Source organism: Pedococcus sp. P2_A3 (assembly GCF_056405035.1).
This window is the reverse complement of record NZ_JBFUCW010000001.1, coordinates 178,841-195,718: the sequence shown is the minus strand read 5'-3', so window position 1 is coordinate 195,718 and position 16,878 is coordinate 178,841. Positions and strand designations below refer to the sequence as shown.

The window sequence follows — 16,878 nt, the reverse complement described above, 5'->3', positions numbered from 1 at the left end:
GGCGCTCCGCGGCATACCCCTTCGTCAGGCGAGCCAGCGCAGCAGCGCGGTCTCCGCGGACTCCAGCTGCCCGACCGGCACGCGCTCGTCGTCGTGGTGGGCGAGGTTGGGGTCACCCGGGCCGAAGTTCACCGCGGCGATGCCCATCTCGGAGAACCGGGCCACGTCGGTCCACCCCTCCTTGGCGATCACGGGTACGGCGAGGGCGTCGACGAACGCCTTGGCGGCGGGGAGGTCCAGCCCGGGGCGGGCACCCGGGGCGTTGTCGAGGCAGACCACCTCGTACCCGTCGAAGAGGTCCGTCACGTGGCGCAGCGCCTGGTCGGCGGTCTTGTCCGGGGCGTAGCGGTAGTTGACCGTCACCACGCACTCGTCGGGGATGACGTTGCCGGCGATGCCGCCCCGGATGCCGGTGGCGTTCATGGCCTCGTGGTAGTCGAGCCCGTCGACGGTCACGGTCGAGGTCTCGTACGCCGTCAGGCGCGTCAGGACGGCATTCGCGTCGTGGATCGCGTTGCGGCCGTTCCACGGGCGAGCCGAGTGGGCGGCAACGCCCCGCACCGTGACCTCGACCCTCAGCGTGCCCTTGCAGCCCCCCTCGACCTGGCTCGCGGTCGGCTCGAGCAGCACCGCGAAGTCGGCGTCCTCGATCAGCTCGGGGCGCTGTTGCTGCACGTGGAGCAGCCCGTTGTACTGGCTGTCGATCTCCTCGCCCTCGTAGAAGACGAAGGTGAGGTCGCGGCTCGGCTCCGCGACCAGGGCTGCCTTGAGCTGGACGGCGACCCCGCCCTTCATGTCGACGGTGCCCCGGCCGACGAGGTCGTCACCGTCACGTCGGGTCGGGAGGTTCGCCGGCTCCTTGGTGAGGGGGACGGTGTCGATGTGGCCGGCCAGGACGACCCGCTCGTCGCGACCGAGCTCGGTGCGGGCGACCAGGGTGTTGCCGATCCTCGTCACCGTCAGGTGCTCGAGCGCGGACAGGGAGGCCTCGATGGCGTCGCAGACGGCGGCCTCGTCGCGGCTCACCGACTCGATGTCGCACAGCGCCGCGGTGAGGGTGACGATGTCGGCAGACAGGTCGAGAGCGGCAGCAGGCGTGGTCGCGGTGGAGGCCATGGTCGCCACCATATCCATCCGCCCGTGCGCCCCAGACCGGCCTCCGGGTTGGTCTCAGGCACACGACCACTTCTCGTAGGCTTGCCCCATGAGCAGCGCACGCAGGGCCTGGGGCCACGGACTCGCGACCATCCACGACAGTGGCGCGGTCCTCGACACGTGGTACCCGCAACCGGCCCTCGGCGAGCGCCCGGCGCAGGCAGCTGTCCCGGCCGAGCTCGAGGCGCTGGTCGCCAAGGACGACGTCCGCAAGGTCCGCCGCGAGGTCGTCACCACCGAGATCGACCTCGACGCCGCCCCTGCCGACCCGGCCGACGCCTACCTTCGCCTCCACCTGCTCTCCCACACCCTCGTCGCCCCCAACACCATCAACCTCGACGGCCTGTTCGGCGTGCTGGTCAACGTCGTCTGGACGACCCAGGGTCCTTGCGCGGTCGACGGCTTCGAGCTGGTCCGCGCCGCCATGCAGGCGCGCGCAGCGGTGCAGGTCCTCGGGGTCGACAAGTTCCCGCGGATGGTCGACTACGTCGTGCCCGCCGGGGTGCGGATCGGCGACGCGGACCGCGTGCGCCTCGGCGCTCACCTGGCGTCGGGGACGACCGTGATGCACGAGGGTTTCGTCAACTTCAACGCCGGCACCCTGGGCCACTCGATGGTCGAGGGCCGGATCAGCCAGGGTGTCGTGGTCGGCGACGGCTCCGACATCGGCGGCGGGGCGTCCACGATGGGCACGCTCTCCGGGGGCGGCACGGACCGCGTCAGCATCGGCGAGCGCTGCCTGCTCGGAGCCGAGTCGGGTCTCGGCATCGCCCTCGGCGACGACTGCGTGGTCGAGGCGGGGCTCTACCTCACGGCCGGCACCAAGGTCACGCTGACCGACGGCCGGGTGGTCAAGGCGCGTGAGCTGTCGGGCCAGTCCAACCTGCTCTTCCTGCGCAACTCCGTCACCGGCACCGTGGAGGCACGCGCGCGCGACGGCCACGGCATCGTCCTGAACTCGGCCCTGCATGCCAACGACTAGGCGCGGGGGCATCGTCCTCGCGGAAGAGCGGCCCCGCTCGCGGCGGCGCCGGTTCGTCACCCGTCTCGTGCTGGTGCTGCTCGCCGGAGGTCTCGTGGGCGCCGGCGTGGTCGGTGCGCGCGGGCTCGTCGCCAACTTCGGCGGGCCACGCTGCCAGGCGACCGCAGCGGGTGCGAGCGTCAGCTTCGACCCCAGCCAGACGGCATACGCAGCCACGATCGAGGCGGTCGCCGAGAAGCGGCGGCTTCCCGCGAGGGCTGCCACCATCGCCATCGCCACGGCGATCCAGGAGTCCAAGCTGCGCAACCTGCGCTACGGCGACCGCGACTCGGTGGGGCTCTTCCAGCAGCGGCCGAGCCAGGGCTGGGGCACCGTCGACCAGATCCTCGACCCGGTCTACTCCACCAACAAGTTCTACGACGCGCTGGTGAAGATCGACGGCTACGAGAGCATGCGGATCACCGAGATCGCGCAGAAGGTGCAGCGCAGCGCCTACCCCGAGGCGTACGCCGACCACGAGACAGAGGGCCGGCTGCTCGCGTCCACGCTCAGCGGCCACTCCCCCGAGGGCATGGGCTGTCGACTGGACGACGCCACGTCCGGAGACCCCGCCGCACTGCAGTCCGCGCTGTCGAAGGAGCTCGGCGTCAAGGCCACCGTCCGCGGGCGCACCCTGACCGTGGCCGCCGGTTCCGAGCGGGCCGCCTGGAGCGCCGGCGCGTATGCCGTGGCGAAGGCCTCGCTCCACGGCGCCACCTCGGTGCAGGTCGGCTCGCGCGAGTGGACCCGCACGCGCAACTCGTCCGGGTGGGAGTGGCACGACGCGAAGAAGCGCAGCACCCCCACCACGGTCACCGTCACCTTCGCCGGCTGACCCCGCCCCTGCGAGCAACCTTTGCTAGCAAGGGTTGCTCGTTCGCGGACAGGTTGCACGGTGTCCGCGAACAAGGGACCTCTGCTGGGATGGGCGCTGGCGCAGGTTGCCTGACGGCGCTGGAACGGTCAGCGGCCGTCCATGGCGACGTAGTCGCGCTCGGTGGCGCCGGTGTAGATCTGGCGCGGACGGCCGATCTTGGTCTGCGGGTCCTCGATCATCTCGCGCCACTGGGCGATCCAGCCGGGCAGCCGGCCGAGGGCGAAGAGCACGGTGAACATGCGCTCCGGGAAGCCCATCGACTTGTAGATCAGGCCGGTGTAGAAGTCGACATTCGGGTAGAGCTTGCGCTCCACGAAGTAGTCGTCCTCGAGGGCGCGCTGCTCGAGCTGGAGCGCGATGTCGAGCAGCGGGTCGGAGACGCCGTCCTTGGTGAGGATCTTGTCGGCCGTCTTCTTGATGATGGCTGCGCGCGGGTCGTAGTTCTTGTAGACCCGGTGGCCGAAGCCCATCAGCTTGACGCCGTCTTCCTTGTTCTTGACCTTCTTGACGAAGGTGTCGACGTCGCCACCCTCCTGGTGGATGGTGTTGAGCATCTCGAGCACGGCCTGGTTGGCGCCACCGTGCAGCGGCCCGAAGAGCGCGTTGATGCCGGCCGAGACGGACGCGAACAGGTTGGCGTTGGACGACCCGACCAGGCGGACCGTCGATGTGGAGCAGTTCTGCTCGTGGTCGGCGTGCAGGATGAGGAGGAGGTCGAGTGCCTTGACCATGTCCTCGTCCATGTCGTAGGGCTCGGCCGGGAAGCCGAACGTCATGCGCAGGAAGTTCTCCGGCAGCGACAGGGAGTTGTCCGGGTAGAGGAACGGCTGGCCGACCGACTTCTTGTAGGCGTACGCGGCGATGGTGGGCAGCTTGGCCAGCAGCCGGACCGTGGAGATCTCGACCTGCTCCTTGTCGAACGGGTCGAGGCTGTCCTGGTAGAAGGTCGAGAGCGCCGACACGGCGGAGGACAGCACCGGCATCGGGTGGGCGTCGCGGGGGAAGCCCCCGAAGAACGCCTTGAGGTCCTCGTGCAGGAGCGTGTGGCGCCGGATCTTCTGGTCGAAGTCGTCGAGCTGGGCCTGGCTGGGCAGCTCGCCGTAGATGAGGAGGTAGGAGACCTCGAGGAAGCTGGACTTCTCGGCGAGCTGCTCGATCGGGTAGCCGCGGTAGCGCAGGATCCCCTCGTCGCCGTCGATGTACGTGATGGCGCTGCTGCACGACGCGGTGTTGACGAACCCACTGTCGAGCGTGACGTTGCCGGTCTCCTTGAGGAGCTTGGAGACGTCGTAGCCGTTGTTGCCCTCCGCCGCCTTGACCAGGGGGAGGTCGAGCGTCTTGCCACCGGCCGTCAGGGTGGCGCCAGCAGTTGCGTCAGTCATGCGAAATCCATCCTCCACGTGATGCGGGCGCCCAGATCCGTGTGCTGCCGGGCGCTTCCCGCGCACTGCGACGCTACCCCACGACCAGCGACCTCAGGGAATCGACCTGACTACCCTGCGAGACGCTCGGCCGCCGCGGCGATCCGCTCATCGGTCGCGGTGAGGGCGATGCGCACGTGCTCACGGCCGGCTTTGCCGTAGAAGCTGCCAGGAGCCACGAGTATGCCGCGGGCGGCCAGCGCGTCGACGGTCGCCCAGCAGTCCTCGCCCCGCGTCGCCCAGAGGTACAGGCCCGCGTCGGAGTGGTCGACGCGCAGCCCGAAACCTTCGACGGCGGCGCGCAGCGTGGCCCGCCGCGCGGCATACCTGGCCTTCTGGTCGGCCACGTGGGCGTCGTCGCCGAGGGCGACGGTGAGGGCCTGCTGCACCGGCCACGGCACGATCATCCCCGCGTGCTTGCGGACCTCGAGGAGCCGGCGCACGAGCGTCACGTCGCCGGCCACGAAGGCCGCCCGGTAACCCGCGAGGTTGGACTGCTTGCTCAGGGAGTAGACCGCCAAGAGCCCTTCGTGGCTCCCGTCGTTGACCCGCGGGTCGAGGATGCTCGGCGTGGTCGCCGACGTGTCGCCGCGCTCGGTCGCCGACCGCCAGTCGAGCTCGGCGTAGCACTCGTCGCTGGCGACCACGACACCGTGCTGACGCGCCCACGCGACCACCTTGGCAAGGTGCTCGAGGCCGAGGACGCGACCCGTCGGGTTGCTGGGGCTGTTGAGCCACAACAGCTTTGGTGTCGTGGCGGCGGTCAGGGGACCCAACGCGGCCAGGCCGTCGACCACCTGGGGACGAGCGCCGGCCAAGCGGGCACCCACGTCGTAGGTCGGGTAGGCGATGCCCGGGAAGCCCACCACGTCGCCCTCCCCCAGGCCCAGAAGGGTCGGCAGCCACGCGACCAGCTCCTTGGAGCCGATCGTCGGCAGCACGCCGTCGGGGTCGAGGTCAGGCACCCCTCGCCGGCGGGCGAACCACGTGGCCACGGCCTCGCGGAGCTGGGGGGTGCCGTAGGTCTGCGGGTACCCCGGCGCGTCAGATGCAGCTCGCAGCGCCTCCTGCACGACGTCGGGAGTCGGGTCGACGGGCGTGCCGACGGAGAGATCGACGATGCCGCCGGTCGGCCCACCAACAGCGAGACTCGCCCGCTCCTTGTACGGAGCGAGCGAGTCCCAGGGAAAGTCAGGCAGAGCGCGCAGGCTCATGCCACTCACTCGTCGTGGACCTGCGGGGGCAGGTCGGCGATCAGCGGGTGGTCCTTGGGGATCATGCCGAGCTTGGCCGCACCGCCGGGGCTGCCGAGGTCATCGAAGAACTCGACGTTCGCCTTGTAGTAGTCGGCCCACTGCTCGGGGGTGTCGTCCTCGTAGTAGATCGCCTCGACTGGGCACACCGGCTCGCAGGCGCCGCAGTCGACGCACTCGTCGGGGTGGATGTAGAGGGACCGCTCGCCTTCGTAGATGCAATCGACCGGACATTCCTCGATGCAGGCCTTGTCCTTGAGGTCCACACAAGGCTGGGCGATCACGTACGTCATGGCGCACATACTATGCGGCTCATGTCGGCCGACGTCAGCAACCTCCCCCTCGGGTCCCGAGTCGTGGTCAGGTGGCGCCTGCCGGCCCCCGATCCGGCCACCGGTGCGACCCTCACGGACGCGGTTGGCACCCTCGTCGCGCGCGACCCGGAGACCGTTCGGGTCGAGACGTCACGCGGACCCGTGACCATCGAGCGCGCACGGGTCACCGCCGCGAAGGAGGTGCCACCCAAGCCGTCGCGACGGGGCGCCCCCCACCTGGCCCTGACGATCGAGGACCTCCAGCGGGTGATGACGCCGGCCTGGGGTGCGGTCGAGCGTGGCACCCTCGGCGCCTGGGCGCTGCGCGCCTCCGCCGGCTACACCCAGCGGGGCAACTCCGTGGTGCCCGTCGGCAGCCCCGGCCTGCCGCTCGCCGACGCCGTGGGCGACGTCGAGGACTGGTATGCCGCGCGCGGCCTCCCGGCCAAGTTCGCCCTCGCCGGGCCCGAGGGCTTCGACCCCGGCGACGACCCGCTGGGCGCCCTCCTCCTGGGCCGCGGCTACACGGTGGGGAGCCGCACCCTGAACCTCACGGCTGCCCGGGAGCCCGTCGCGGCCGCCGACCCGGGCGGCCCGGCGGTGACCCTCGCGAACGAGCTCACCCCGCAGTGGCTGGAGGCCTACCGGCTGACTCGCGCGACCGTGCCGGGAGCGACCGAGGCCGTCCTGCGCGACAGCCCGCGGGTGGTCTTCGGGAGCATCACGCCCGGAGGCGGCCTGTCGCAGCAACTCGGCCTGCGCGCCGCGGATGCCGCCGGCACCACGCCGATCGCGCTGGCGCGCATGGGGATCGGCGCGGGCTGGGCCGGGCTCGGCGCGGTCTGGACCGACCCGGCATACCGAGGGCGCGGGCTGGCGGCCCACCTCACCGCCGCCCTCGCCGCGCACCTGCGCAGGGAAGACATCGGCCTGATCCACCTCCAGGTGGAGCACGACAACGTCACCGCGATCCGCCTCTACCGGCGGCTCGGCTTCGACGTGCACTCGTCGTACGCCTACCTCACGCAGGGCTGAGCGACAGCTCCTGCCGGGGCCCTTGCGCGCGCTCGCACCCCGGCGTGGGGGCGGCCGGATTTCCGCTGGCGGGGAGGCTAGCCGGAGCGCCAGAGTGGCGCCATGACGTCACGCATCTCGCACACCAGCATCGACTCACGCAACGCCCACGACCAGTCGGTCTGGTGGAGCCAGGTCCTGGGCTTCTCCGAGGACCCCCGTGACCCCAACCTGCCGGGCCACGAGGAGTGCATGATCTTCTCCCCCGACGGCCGGCAGCGGGTGCTCTTCATCGAGGTGCCGGAGGGCAAGACCGTGAAGAACCGCGTCCACTTCGACCTCTGGCCCACCGATCGCACCATGAACGAGGAGGTCGAGCGGCTGGTCGAGGCCGGTGCCACCCTCGTCCACGACCTGCGCGACCACCACGGCCCCGGCACGGGCTGGGTCACCCTGGCCGACCCCGAGGGCAACGAGTTCTGCGTGCTGCGCAGCGAGTCCGAGCGCCCGGACCCCTACGCCCACCTCGTGAGGTAGCCGTAGGGGTCCGGGGCGCGCTGCCGTCCCAGGTCGGGTCGCGAGGCCGTGGGTCAGACGGTCGTGACCGACTGGTCGGGCACGAGCGTGCCGGACGTCCGCGACACCCGCGGCTGGCCCGTCCACCCGCCTCCCATGCCGATCATGCGGGTGACGTGCGCGGTACCGCCTGACACGGCCACGACCGGAACCGACTCGGGAGTGGCGGTGGCGCGGTTGGTCCAGGTGTTGGTGAGCAGTGCGGTGCCGCCCTGGACCATGACCAGCCCGGTGTCCTGCTGGTCCGTGAAGGCCGAGGGCCGGGCCATGCCGAAGTTGAGCTTGGTGTTGGTGAACGACACCCCGCCGCCCTTGACCACGACCAGGGCGCCGTACGCGGGCTGGTCCTTGTTGTTGCCCTCGATCACGCAGTCGCTGATGTCGAGGCCGCCCTGGTTGGTGTCAGCGCCGTCCACGAGGACGGCGCGCGCACCGTCGCGGGCGGTCAGGTACATGTTGGCCACGGAGGTCTTCATCAGGTTCTCGAACCGCATGAGGTACTGGCCGCCGTTCTCCCCGAACCACCCGTAGTTGATCTCGCCGTTCTTCCACAGGAAGTTGTCCGACCCGCGCAGCGAGAACTGGGATCCCTTGACACCCACGCAGGTCCACGTGCCGGAGAGGGTGTTGAGCGTCATCGCGTACGCGTTGCCGGGCATGCCGAGGACGTGCTTGAAGCCGTAGAACGACAGCTCGTGCAGGCGCGTGGCGTAGGCCGTGCCCGCGCTGTAGGGGTGGTGGTAGAACTGCGTCGCGCCGTTGCTGGACTTGAAGGTGATGCCGGCGATCATCACGTCGTAGGTGGTGCCCGTGCCGACCAGCCAGGAGTTCGCCCCGGTCCCGCAGTTGAGCGTGACGATGCACTGCGGCAGCGCCTCGGCGGTGTTCGCGATCTCCGGGTTCTGCCACCCGAGGTTCGGTCCGAGGATGCGCAGGCCCGAGAAGGTGGTGCGGGTCAGGCTGAACGAGTGGTTGCGCGCCGCAAGGCGGATCGGCCGACGCGGCGAAGAGCTGCGGGCCACGTCCAGCGCGGCGGTGAGGCGCTGGTCATCGGTGCCGGAGAACGAGTCGAGGAGGATCTCGCCCTCAGCGGTGGCCGCCGATGCGGGGGTCGTGCCGACGATGGCGGCCCCCGTCGTGGCGACTGCGACTGCGCCGAGGCGCTTGAGGACGGTTCTGCGAGTGGTGGGCAATGGGTCTCCTTCGGCCCCGTGGGGAGGGGGCCTTGCTGCGCGGTGGGCACGCTGGGGGAACGGTCCAGCGATCGCCGACCAGCACGAGTCAGGGCACGCGGCACGGCCACACGACGTGGGCACACGGGCATGACTGGTCACTCAGACGGTGGCGCCCCTCAGGACGCGCTTCCGACGGCAACCCTCCCTGCAGGAAGGCTCCGGACACCGGCCCAGCGGTGGGGAGTTCCCCACGCGGATCGACGTGGCAGGAGAGTAGCCAACGGCCTGTGTACGTGCGAAATCCACCTACCGGTCACCGCATGGTAAATCGGGACATAAGGGCACGCGGACGAGCGTCAGCGTGGCGGATCCTCGACGCCGTGGCCCATCGGCCAACCCCCTGACCAGCGGCGCCGCAGCCCCGACGGTCGACTCACCCGGGGAGTCGGAAGGCCGACACCCGAAACCGCCTCAGCCGGCACTCGGATGCGTGCAGGTGACCTTGTCCTCGGGGATGTAGTGGGTGTTGAAGCTCGACGTCTTCACCGTCTTGCCGGCCTTCTTGAAGACGCGGGTGACCGTCACGTCGAAGCCGGTGCTGGCCGTCTGGGGCACGCACCCGGGTCGGTCGTCGACGATCGTCTTGGGCTGCACCACGTTGCGACGCGGGCCCTTGATGGCCTCGATGTCCCAGACCTTCGTCCCGTGGAACGTCACGGTGATCGAGTTGGCGGTCACGGAGGCCTGGATGAGGATCCCGTAGCCGGTGTCGTTGGTCCACTTCTGGTCAACGTCGGGCCACGACACCGTGGCCTCGCGTCCCTCTGGGTAGCGGGAGATGTAGAAGCTGTGCGGCAGGTACTGGTCGATCCGCACGCCCGAGAAGAAGGCAGCGTTGAACGTCGTCGTGGACACCTGCGACACGCCGCCGCCGTAGTCCTTCTTCAGGCGCCCGTTCTCGATGACCGGTGCCGACGCATACCCCTTGGCCGCGGTGCGCTCCCCCAGGGTGGCGTTGAGGCTGAACTGCTGACCGGGCCCGACGTAGGTGCCGTTCAGGGTGCGCGCCGCGATGGTGATGTTGTTGGTGCGGGGCGGGTTGAAGGGGAAGTTCGTCGTGAACGTCGAGATGATCTCGCGCGGCTTGATCTTCTCGGCCTGCGCGGTGGTCAGCTTCGGCTGCAGGACCGCAGTCGTCACGACGGCGGTGCGGGTCGGGGAGGTCAGGGCGGGGACGAAGGTCGCCAGGACCGACTTCTCGTCGAGGGTCGCTCCGACGGCCGACGGCAGCACCACGGGAGTGGTCCCCTTGAACGTGATCTTGGCGTCACGCGGCTTCGCCTCGAGACCCGCAGCAGCGGCCGAAAGGCGCACGGCCGCAACGAGTTTGGTGTTGTCGATCGCAGGCACGAGCTTGCCCTCGGAGTCAGGCTTCATCGCCAGCGCGGGCGCGAACACGGCCGGCGCGACCGCAAAGGACTTGGCGCCGACCTTGACCGTGACGGGGCCGGACACCGCTGGCGTCGCGAACTCCGACACCGCCCGGTCGACCTCGTCGGCGCTGACCGCAGGGGCGACCGTGTCGACCTGGGGCTCGATCGGCTTGGTGCTCGGCCACCGGGCCTCGACCTCGTCGGCGGTCTTCCCGACCGAGATCGTGGAGCCTGCCACCGGCTTGACGACGGCGACCTTCCCCGCTGGGAAGGTCACTGCCGCCTGGACGACCTGGGTGTCGAGGGTGGCTTCCGCGCCCCGGATGGCAGCCTCGAGCCTGGGCCGGTCGACGGTGGTCTCGAGCTTCTCGGCGGAGCCCCCCGACAGGTTGTTCCACACGTCTGAGGGCTTGATGCTGAAACCGGAGAGGCCGTCGACGGTGCCTTCGTAGTCGATCGCGAGCCCGGCGGTCTTCGGGTCGAGCTGGAAGGTCTTGTCGCCCGCCTGGAGCGTGATCTTCGCGTTCTCCCTGGCCGCCAGGGCGCGCCGGAGGGTGTCCTGGGCGGACTGCGGGGACATGCCGCCGACGGGCACTCCTGCGACGGTGGAGTTGGAGGGGATGTGACGCCCGAGGAACCACGCCATCCCGAGGTACCCGGCCAGCAGCACCGCCACGGCGATGCCGAAGCGCAGCCCGGCCGAACCGCTGTCCTTCACGGGCAGACTCCCCTCACTTCAGCGCCTGGTAGCGGCTGCGGTAGTACACCAGAGCATCTGCGGCATGCTCGGCGCTCGCCAGCGAGACTACTTCGCCGACCACGATGCTGTGGTCACCTGCGGGGTGAACCGCCGTGGTGCGCAGCTCGAGGGTGGCCAGCGCGCCGTCGAGGAGGGCGACCCCCGTGGCGGTGCCGCGGTGGTGCGGGATGCGGTCCAGCTGGCCGTGCAGCGGTCGTCCCTGGGTGGAGAGCCACTGCGCGACCGACCGCTGGTCGGCGCCCAGCACGCTCACACCCCACACGCCCGAGTCGATGATGGCGTCGTGGAACCGTGCGTCGACCTCGACGCAGACCAGGACGAGCAGGGGGTCGATGGACACCGAGGTGATGGCGTTGGCGGTCATCGCGTGGTCGTGGCCCGCGCTGAAGGTGGTGAGCACGGTGACGCCGGTGGCGAACCGACCCATCGCCAGCCGGAAGTGGTCGCCGTCGACCGGAGCCAGCGGCGGCGCTGCCCCGCCGGCGTCGTCACCGGCGCCCACCGGGCCGGTGGTGTCAGCCGCGCTCACGAGGCACCGTCCAAGAGGTCGGTATGCCGCCTGCTCGCCACGGCGCCCGGCGCCGCGAGCAGGCCGGTGACCGGGTCGAGACGGGAGAATCCTTCACGGCCCGGGATCCGGGCGGCGATGTCGTTGGAGAGTGCGTAGGTGTCGCCCGATGCCGCCACCGTCACCTGCGTCACGTGCTCGCGGAGGGCAGCAACCTGGACGGGCACGAGCTCCGGGCTGACCACCTCGTGGGTGACGAGGTCGTCCGCGACGACGGACGGGGGGTAGTCGCCGGCCGGGTCGGGCAGCGCCCACCCGGTGCCGAAGGGCGGGTGCTCGGCCAGCCACTCGCGGTCCTGGCGGGCCCACGACTGCGGCACCAGCACGGCATACAGGGCCGGTCGCTCGTCGGCCGGGAGGGAGGCCACGGCAGCGCACGTGACGCGGTGGGTCTGGACGTGGTCAGGGTGGCCGTAGCCACCGCTCTGGTCGTACGTCACCACCACGTGGGGCCGCACCCGTCGCACGACCTCCGCCACGAGGGCAGCCGCCTGGTCGAGGTCGGCGTTGACGAAGGCCTCGGGGTTGGCAGCGCTCGGTGTGCCTGCCATCCCCGAGTCGCGGTAGCGGGACAGGACACCGGTGCGGGGGTCGGCGCCGAGCACCTCGTGGGTGACACCCAGGGCGGCCATCGCTGCTCCCAGCTCCTCGAGGCGGTGCGGTCCGAGGGCGTCGTCGTGGGCGGCGTCGAGGTGCTGCAGGGCGGGCGGGATGACCTCGCCCTCCTCCCCCAGCGTGCAGGTGAGGACGTGGACGCGGTGGCCGTCGTGCACGTAGCGGGCCATGGTGAGCCCGGTGGTCAGCGTCTCGTCGTCCGGGTGGGCATGGACGAACAGCAGGCGTGCGGGGTGGGCGCTCACGTCGCTATTCCACACCTACGGCCGCGAGGTCGACGAACCCGCCCAGCGCCTCGTTGGCCGCGAGGCCCGTCACCGCGCTGCCCGCAACGAAGAGGGACTTGCGCTGGGCCAGCGCGACGAACGCCCCGCTCTGGGCCAGCTTGGCGTCGAGGGCACTCCAGGCCCCGGCTCGGGCGTCTGCATCCGAGAGGCCGCCGATCCGGGTGATCTCGGCGTTGACGGCGGCGTCGGCGAAGCCACCGAAGTCCCTGCCGTTGCCACTGTCGGAGAGGTTGATGCGGCTGTCGAACAACGGGGGGATGACCGTCGAGGCGGACGGCCATGCGGGCGCCCAGTTGGCCCAGAAGACATCGGTCTCTGCGGAGCGTGCGGGCTTGGACACCTCCGCGAAGTAGTCCTTCTCGATCGGCTGGAGGTCGACCGTGAAGCCCGCGGACTCCCACCCGTTGACCAGCGCCGCCATCGCCTTGTCGGCAGTCGGTGTGGAGCGGTACGAGACCCGGATCCTGACCGGCAGGGTGAGGCCGGACTCCTGCAGCGCGGCCTTGGCGCGCGCCGCGTCTCCCGTCGGCCCCGCACCGACGGGATCGGAGTCGGTGTGGCCGGGGAGGGCTGGTCCGATGAGGGAGTAGGCCTCCGACGCGGCACTGGCCCCGCCGAGCGCGTTCACGTAGCCCTCGCGGTTCGTCGCCAGCGCCAGCGCCTGACGCACCTTCGGGTTGCGCATCACGCCCTTGCTGACGTTGGGCGCGAGGTAGTCGACGAACTGGCCCTGCGGGTTCACCGAGCGCGCCTTGAGGGCCTGGTCGGTGAGGACGTGCTGCTGCATCGCCGGGGGCGCGGAGTCGAGCGTCACGGCTCGGCGGTGGACACCGGAGTCGTTGATGACCTGTTGCACGGCGGTCTGCGACTCGGTGCCCTCGACGTAGTCGATGACCGTGGGCTTCGCCTGCCGGATGGGGTCCGAGGCCTTGTTCCAGCGCGGGTTCCGCTCGAAGGTGCCGCCCGCACTGGGGTCCCACGCACCCTTGAGCTGGTAGGGGCCGTTGGAGAACACGGCATACGTGCCGTCCGCACCCTTGTCCTGGGACTGCTTGACCGGCGCGAAGACAGGTAGGGCGACGACCTGGTTGAAGTCGGCCATCGGCGTGCTCAGGCGGAAGGTCACGGTGGTCCCCTCGCACGAGACCGCCTTGTCGAACGCCGCCTGGCCCTTGGCGTCCTTGGCGAACGGTCCTGGGTAGACCGACGACCCGTCAGCCTTGCGCGGGATGTCGAGGTAGGCCAAGGGGTAGTTCAGCCCCTCGGAGGCGAACGGTGCCGCGAACGACCTGGAGATGCCGTAGCGGACGTCGTCGCAGGTGACCGCGGAGCCGTCCTGCCAGGTCACGCCGTCGCGCAAGGTGAACGACCAGCGCCTCAGGGAGGTGTCGACGGTGCCGGCATCGGTGGCGAGGTCGCCCACGACCGCACGTTGCCTGGCGGCATCCGGACCGGCGGGGAAGGCGGTGAGCGTCCGGGTGAAGACGCGACCGGCGAAGGCGATGTCCTGCGGGGTGGAGATCCGCTGGGGGTCCCAGGTCGCGACCGGACCCAGCGACAGCACGGTCAGCTGCCTCGCCGGACCCCCGTCACTGGAGCCGCCGCCCGGCGTGCCGGTGCAGGCCCCCACCGTGAGTGCAACCGCAGCCGCACCCACGGCGAGGACCGTGGTCCTCCGTGGTCGGGGGACCTGCATCGGAGCCCGCACGCCTCAGGCGTTGCGCGCCCGGGCGGCGCTGCGGGCGCGGACGGTCTGGTCGAGCTCGACCTTGCGGATGCGGACGGCCTCGGGGGTGACCTCGACGCACTCGTCCTCGCGGCAGAACTCGAGCGACTGCTCCAGGCTGAGGTTGCGCGGGGGCACGATCTTCTCGAAGTTGTCCGAGGAGGAGGCGCGCACGTTGGTGAGCTTCTTCTCCTTGGTGATGTTGACGTCCATGTCGTCGGCGCGCGAGTTCTCGCCGACGATCATGCCCTCGTAGACCTCGGTCGTCGGGGAGACGAACAGCGTGCCGCGCTCCTGGAGGTTCACCATCGCGTAGGCGGTGACGACCCCGGTGCGGTCGGAGACCAGCGAGCCGCTGGTGCGCGTCGTGATGGTGCCGAACCACGGCTCGTAGTCCTCGAACACGTGGTGGGCGATGCCCGTGCCGCGGGTCTCGGTGAGGAAGAGCGTGCGGAAGCCGATGAGCCCGCGCGACGGCACGAGGAACTCCATCCGGACCCAGCCGGTGCCGTGGTTGGTCATCTGCTCCATGCGGCCCTTGCGGGCGGCCAGGATCTGGGTGATCGGGCCGAGGAACTCCTCGGGGGTGTCGATCGTCAGGCGCTCGACCGGCTCGTGCGTCTTGCCGTCGACCTCACGGGTGACCACCTGCGGCTTGCCGACGGTCAGCTCGTAGCCCTCACGGCGCATCTGCTCGACGAGGATGGCCAGGGCGAGCTCGCCACGACCCTGCACCTCCCAGGCGTCGGGCCGCTCGGTGGGGAGCACGCGCAACGAGACGTTGCCGACCAGCTCCTTGTCGAGGCGGTCCTTGACCATGCGGGCGGTGACCTTGGAGCCACGCACGCGACCCACCATGGGGCTGGTGTTGGTGCCGATCGTCATCGAGATGGCCGGCTCGTCGACGGTGATGACCGGCAGCGGGATCGGGTTCTCGGCGTCCGCGAGGGTCTCGCCGATCATGATCTCGGGGATGCCCGCGATGGCGATGATGTCGCCGGGGCCGGCCGACTCGGCGGGCTTGCGCTCGAGCGCCTCGGTCATCAGCAGCTCGGTGATCTTGACCCGCTCGACGGTGCCGTCGACCTTGCACCAGGCGACGTGCTGCCCCTTGCGGATGGTGCCGTTGTGCACGCGCAGGAGGGCCAGGCGGCCGAGGAAGTTGGAGGCGTCGAGGTTGGTGACGTGGGCCTGCAGCGGCGCCTCGTCGTCGTAGACCGGCGCGGGGATCGTCGACAGGATCGTCTCGAAGAGGGCTTCGAGGTCCTCGGCGTCCGGGAGGCCGCCGTTCTCGGGCCGGTTCATCGACGCACGGCCGTTCTTGGCCGACGCGTAGACGATCGGGAACTCGATCTGGTGCTCGTCGGCGTCGAGGTCCATGAACAGCTCGTAGACCTCGTCGACGACCTCGGCGATGCGGCTGTCGGGGCGGTCGACCTTGTTGATGCAGAGCACCACGGGCATCTTGGCGGCGAGCGCCTTGCGGAGCACGAAGCGGGTCTGCGGCAGCGGACCCTCGGAGGCGTCCACGAGCAGCACGACGCCGTCGACCATCGACAGGCCGCGCTCGACCTCGCCACCGAAGTCGGCGTGACCGGGGGTGTCGATGATGTTGATGGTGGCACCGTCGGCCAGGCCCGCATCGGCGGCCGCCTTGCCGGCGTAGTGGATGGCGGTGTTCTTCGCGAGGATGGTGATCCCCTTCTCGCGCTCCAGGTCACCGGAGTCCATCGCCCGCTCGTCGACGTGCTGGTGCTCGCCGAACGCACCGGCCTGCCAGAGCATCTTGTCGACCAGCGTGGTCTTTCCGTGGTCGACGTGGGCAACGATGGCGACATTGCGGATGTCACCGCGGGTCTTCATAGGCATGAGCACCATTGTCTCAGGCTTTCGAGCACGCCTTGACCACGCGCGCCTGCCCGCGTGAGCACACCCACACACCCGACCGCGCCAGGTGGGGTATGCCGCGCCGCCAGCTCCGCGGCATACCTCACCGTGACCGGGTCCAGGGACTTGTGGTGACTACACCCCGAGACCTTTCCGGGGTGTAGCCACCCTTTGTCGCTAAACCCGATGAAGGTGGGGAGCGATGGCGTCGACGATCGGGAGGTCCGCCGGGAGCCAGGACACGACATACAGCTCGTCGGCGCCGAGCCAGCGCAGCTCGTCGTGGTCCTCGATCGGCGCGGGCTCACCGGAGGTGACGGCGGCGAACCACACCGTCATCGCCCAGGACTCACCGAGCGGCCACCGACCGCCCTCCAGCGGTCCGGGCACCCGCTTTCCCAGCGCGACGTCCACCCCGAGCTCCTCGCGCAGCTCCCGGTGCAGCGCCTCCTCGGGGCTCTCCCCTGGATCGACCTTGCCGCCCGGGAACTCCCAGCCCCCCGCCAGCGCGGGCGGCTCCGTGCGCCGCGCTGCGAGCAGCCGGGTCGGGCGGTCGAGGTCGTCGACGACCGCGGCACCGACCACGGCCGTCACGGGTGCCCGGTCGGGTCGGCTCGTCATGCCCCCACTGTGCCATTTGTCCGGGGCCGGCGACCCCTTGCACTTTTCGTCCGAGCCCGACCAGCGCCTGAAGGATCTGCGCCGTCGCGTCACGATTCGGCATCGGGTTGTTGTGACACACCCATGCGAGCCGGATGATGGGCGCCGAGCGGGCCTGTGCGTTCGAACCCCCGGA

General features: G+C 70.4%; 15 protein-coding genes. 4 read left to right on the top strand and 11 right to left on the bottom strand.

The features are described 5' to 3' along the window. Window positions 1–24: 24 nt before the first annotated feature. Window positions 25–1,116, bottom strand: a complete 1,092-nt coding sequence (gene dapE, locus AC1DX8_RS00960) for a succinyl-diaminopimelate desuccinylase (RefSeq protein WP_477628028.1) — start codon at window positions 1,114–1,116, stop codon at window positions 25–27. An 88-nt stretch (window positions 1,117–1,204) separates the two neighbouring features. Between dapE and dapD the strand changes: the two genes are divergently transcribed. Continuing rightward, window positions 1,205–2,137 (top strand): 2,3,4,5-tetrahydropyridine-2,6-dicarboxylate N-succinyltransferase, encoded by a 933-nt coding sequence (gene dapD, locus AC1DX8_RS00955; protein ID WP_477628027.1) that lies wholly within the window; start codon window positions 1,205–1,207, stop codon window positions 2,135–2,137. After that, on the top strand, window positions 2,124–3,011 hold the full coding sequence (locus tag AC1DX8_RS00950) for a hypothetical protein (protein ID WP_477628026.1): 888 nt from the start codon (window positions 2,124–2,126) through the stop codon (window positions 3,009–3,011). The genes dapD and AC1DX8_RS00950 overlap by 14 nt, the downstream gene beginning before the upstream one ends. Window positions 3,012–3,139: 128 nt before the next feature. Here the strand turns inward: AC1DX8_RS00950 and AC1DX8_RS00945 are convergent, their stop codons facing one another. The 3 genes from AC1DX8_RS00945 to fdxA form a co-directional block, all read right to left on the bottom strand. Beyond that, complete coding sequence (locus AC1DX8_RS00945; protein WP_477628025.1) at window positions 3,140–4,435, bottom strand: citrate synthase; 1,296 nt, start codon at window positions 4,433–4,435, stop codon at window positions 3,140–3,142. Between the two features lie 110 nt (window positions 4,436–4,545). Beyond that, complete coding sequence (gene dapC / locus AC1DX8_RS00940; protein ID WP_477628024.1) at window positions 4,546–5,688, bottom strand: succinyldiaminopimelate transaminase; 1,143 nt, start codon at window positions 5,686–5,688, stop codon at window positions 4,546–4,548. A 5-nt stretch (window positions 5,689–5,693) separates the two neighbouring features. Then, entirely contained in the window at window positions 5,694–6,020 is a 327-nt protein-coding gene (gene fdxA / locus AC1DX8_RS00935) for a ferredoxin (protein WP_477628023.1), read from the bottom strand. Between the two features lie 21 nt (window positions 6,021–6,041). Here fdxA and AC1DX8_RS00930 point away from each other — a divergent pair, with 21 nt between their 5' ends. Further along, a complete protein-coding gene (locus AC1DX8_RS00930; protein ID WP_477628022.1) occupies window positions 6,042–7,076 on the top strand; it encodes a GNAT family N-acetyltransferase in 1,035 nt (344 codons plus the stop codon). Between the two features lie 102 nt (window positions 7,077–7,178). Then, a complete protein-coding gene (locus tag AC1DX8_RS00925; protein ID WP_477628021.1) occupies window positions 7,179–7,592 on the top strand; it encodes a VOC family protein in 414 nt (137 codons plus the stop codon). A gap of 53 nt (window positions 7,593–7,645) precedes the next feature. Here the strand turns inward: AC1DX8_RS00925 and AC1DX8_RS00920 are convergent, their stop codons facing one another. The 7 genes from AC1DX8_RS00920 to AC1DX8_RS00890 all read right to left on the bottom strand — a co-directional run bounded on the left by AC1DX8_RS00920 (window position 7,646) and on the right by AC1DX8_RS00890 (window position 16,703). Then, window positions 7,646–8,824 carry a hypothetical protein gene (locus AC1DX8_RS00920; protein ID WP_477628020.1) on the bottom strand — a complete coding sequence of 393 codons (1,179 nt, stop codon included), beginning with the start codon at window positions 8,822–8,824 and terminating at the stop codon, window positions 7,646–7,648. A 453-nt stretch (window positions 8,825–9,277) separates the two neighbouring features. Beyond that, a complete protein-coding gene (locus tag AC1DX8_RS00915; protein ID WP_477628019.1) occupies window positions 9,278–10,957 on the bottom strand; it encodes a VanW family protein in 1,680 nt (559 codons plus the stop codon). A 13-nt stretch (window positions 10,958–10,970) separates the two neighbouring features. Then, on the bottom strand, window positions 10,971–11,528 hold the full coding sequence (locus AC1DX8_RS00910; protein ID WP_477628018.1) for a flavin reductase family protein: 558 nt from the start codon (window positions 11,526–11,528) through the stop codon (window positions 10,971–10,973). Continuing rightward, the gene (gene mshB / locus AC1DX8_RS00905) at window positions 11,525–12,427 is read right to left on the bottom strand and encodes an N-acetyl-1-D-myo-inositol-2-amino-2-deoxy-alpha-D-glucopyranoside deacetylase (protein WP_477628017.1); all 903 of its coding nucleotides are present in this window, start codon (window positions 12,425–12,427) and stop codon (window positions 11,525–11,527) included. Before mshB ends, AC1DX8_RS00910 begins: the two co-directional genes overlap by 4 nt. A 4-nt stretch (window positions 12,428–12,431) precedes the next feature. Then, on the bottom strand, window positions 12,432–14,126 hold the full coding sequence (locus AC1DX8_RS00900; protein ID WP_477628016.1) for an ABC transporter substrate-binding protein: 1,695 nt from the start codon (window positions 14,124–14,126) through the stop codon (window positions 12,432–12,434). A gap of 54 nt (window positions 14,127–14,180) precedes the next feature. Further along, the gene (gene typA / locus AC1DX8_RS00895) at window positions 14,181–16,064 is read right to left on the bottom strand and encodes a translational GTPase TypA (protein WP_477628015.1); all 1,884 of its coding nucleotides are present in this window, start codon (window positions 16,062–16,064) and stop codon (window positions 14,181–14,183) included. A gap of 195 nt (window positions 16,065–16,259) precedes the next feature. Next, window positions 16,260–16,703 (bottom strand): (deoxy)nucleoside triphosphate pyrophosphohydrolase, encoded by a 444-nt coding sequence (locus AC1DX8_RS00890; RefSeq protein ID WP_477628014.1) that lies wholly within the window; start codon window positions 16,701–16,703, stop codon window positions 16,260–16,262. Window positions 16,704–16,878: the final 175 nt, after the last annotated feature.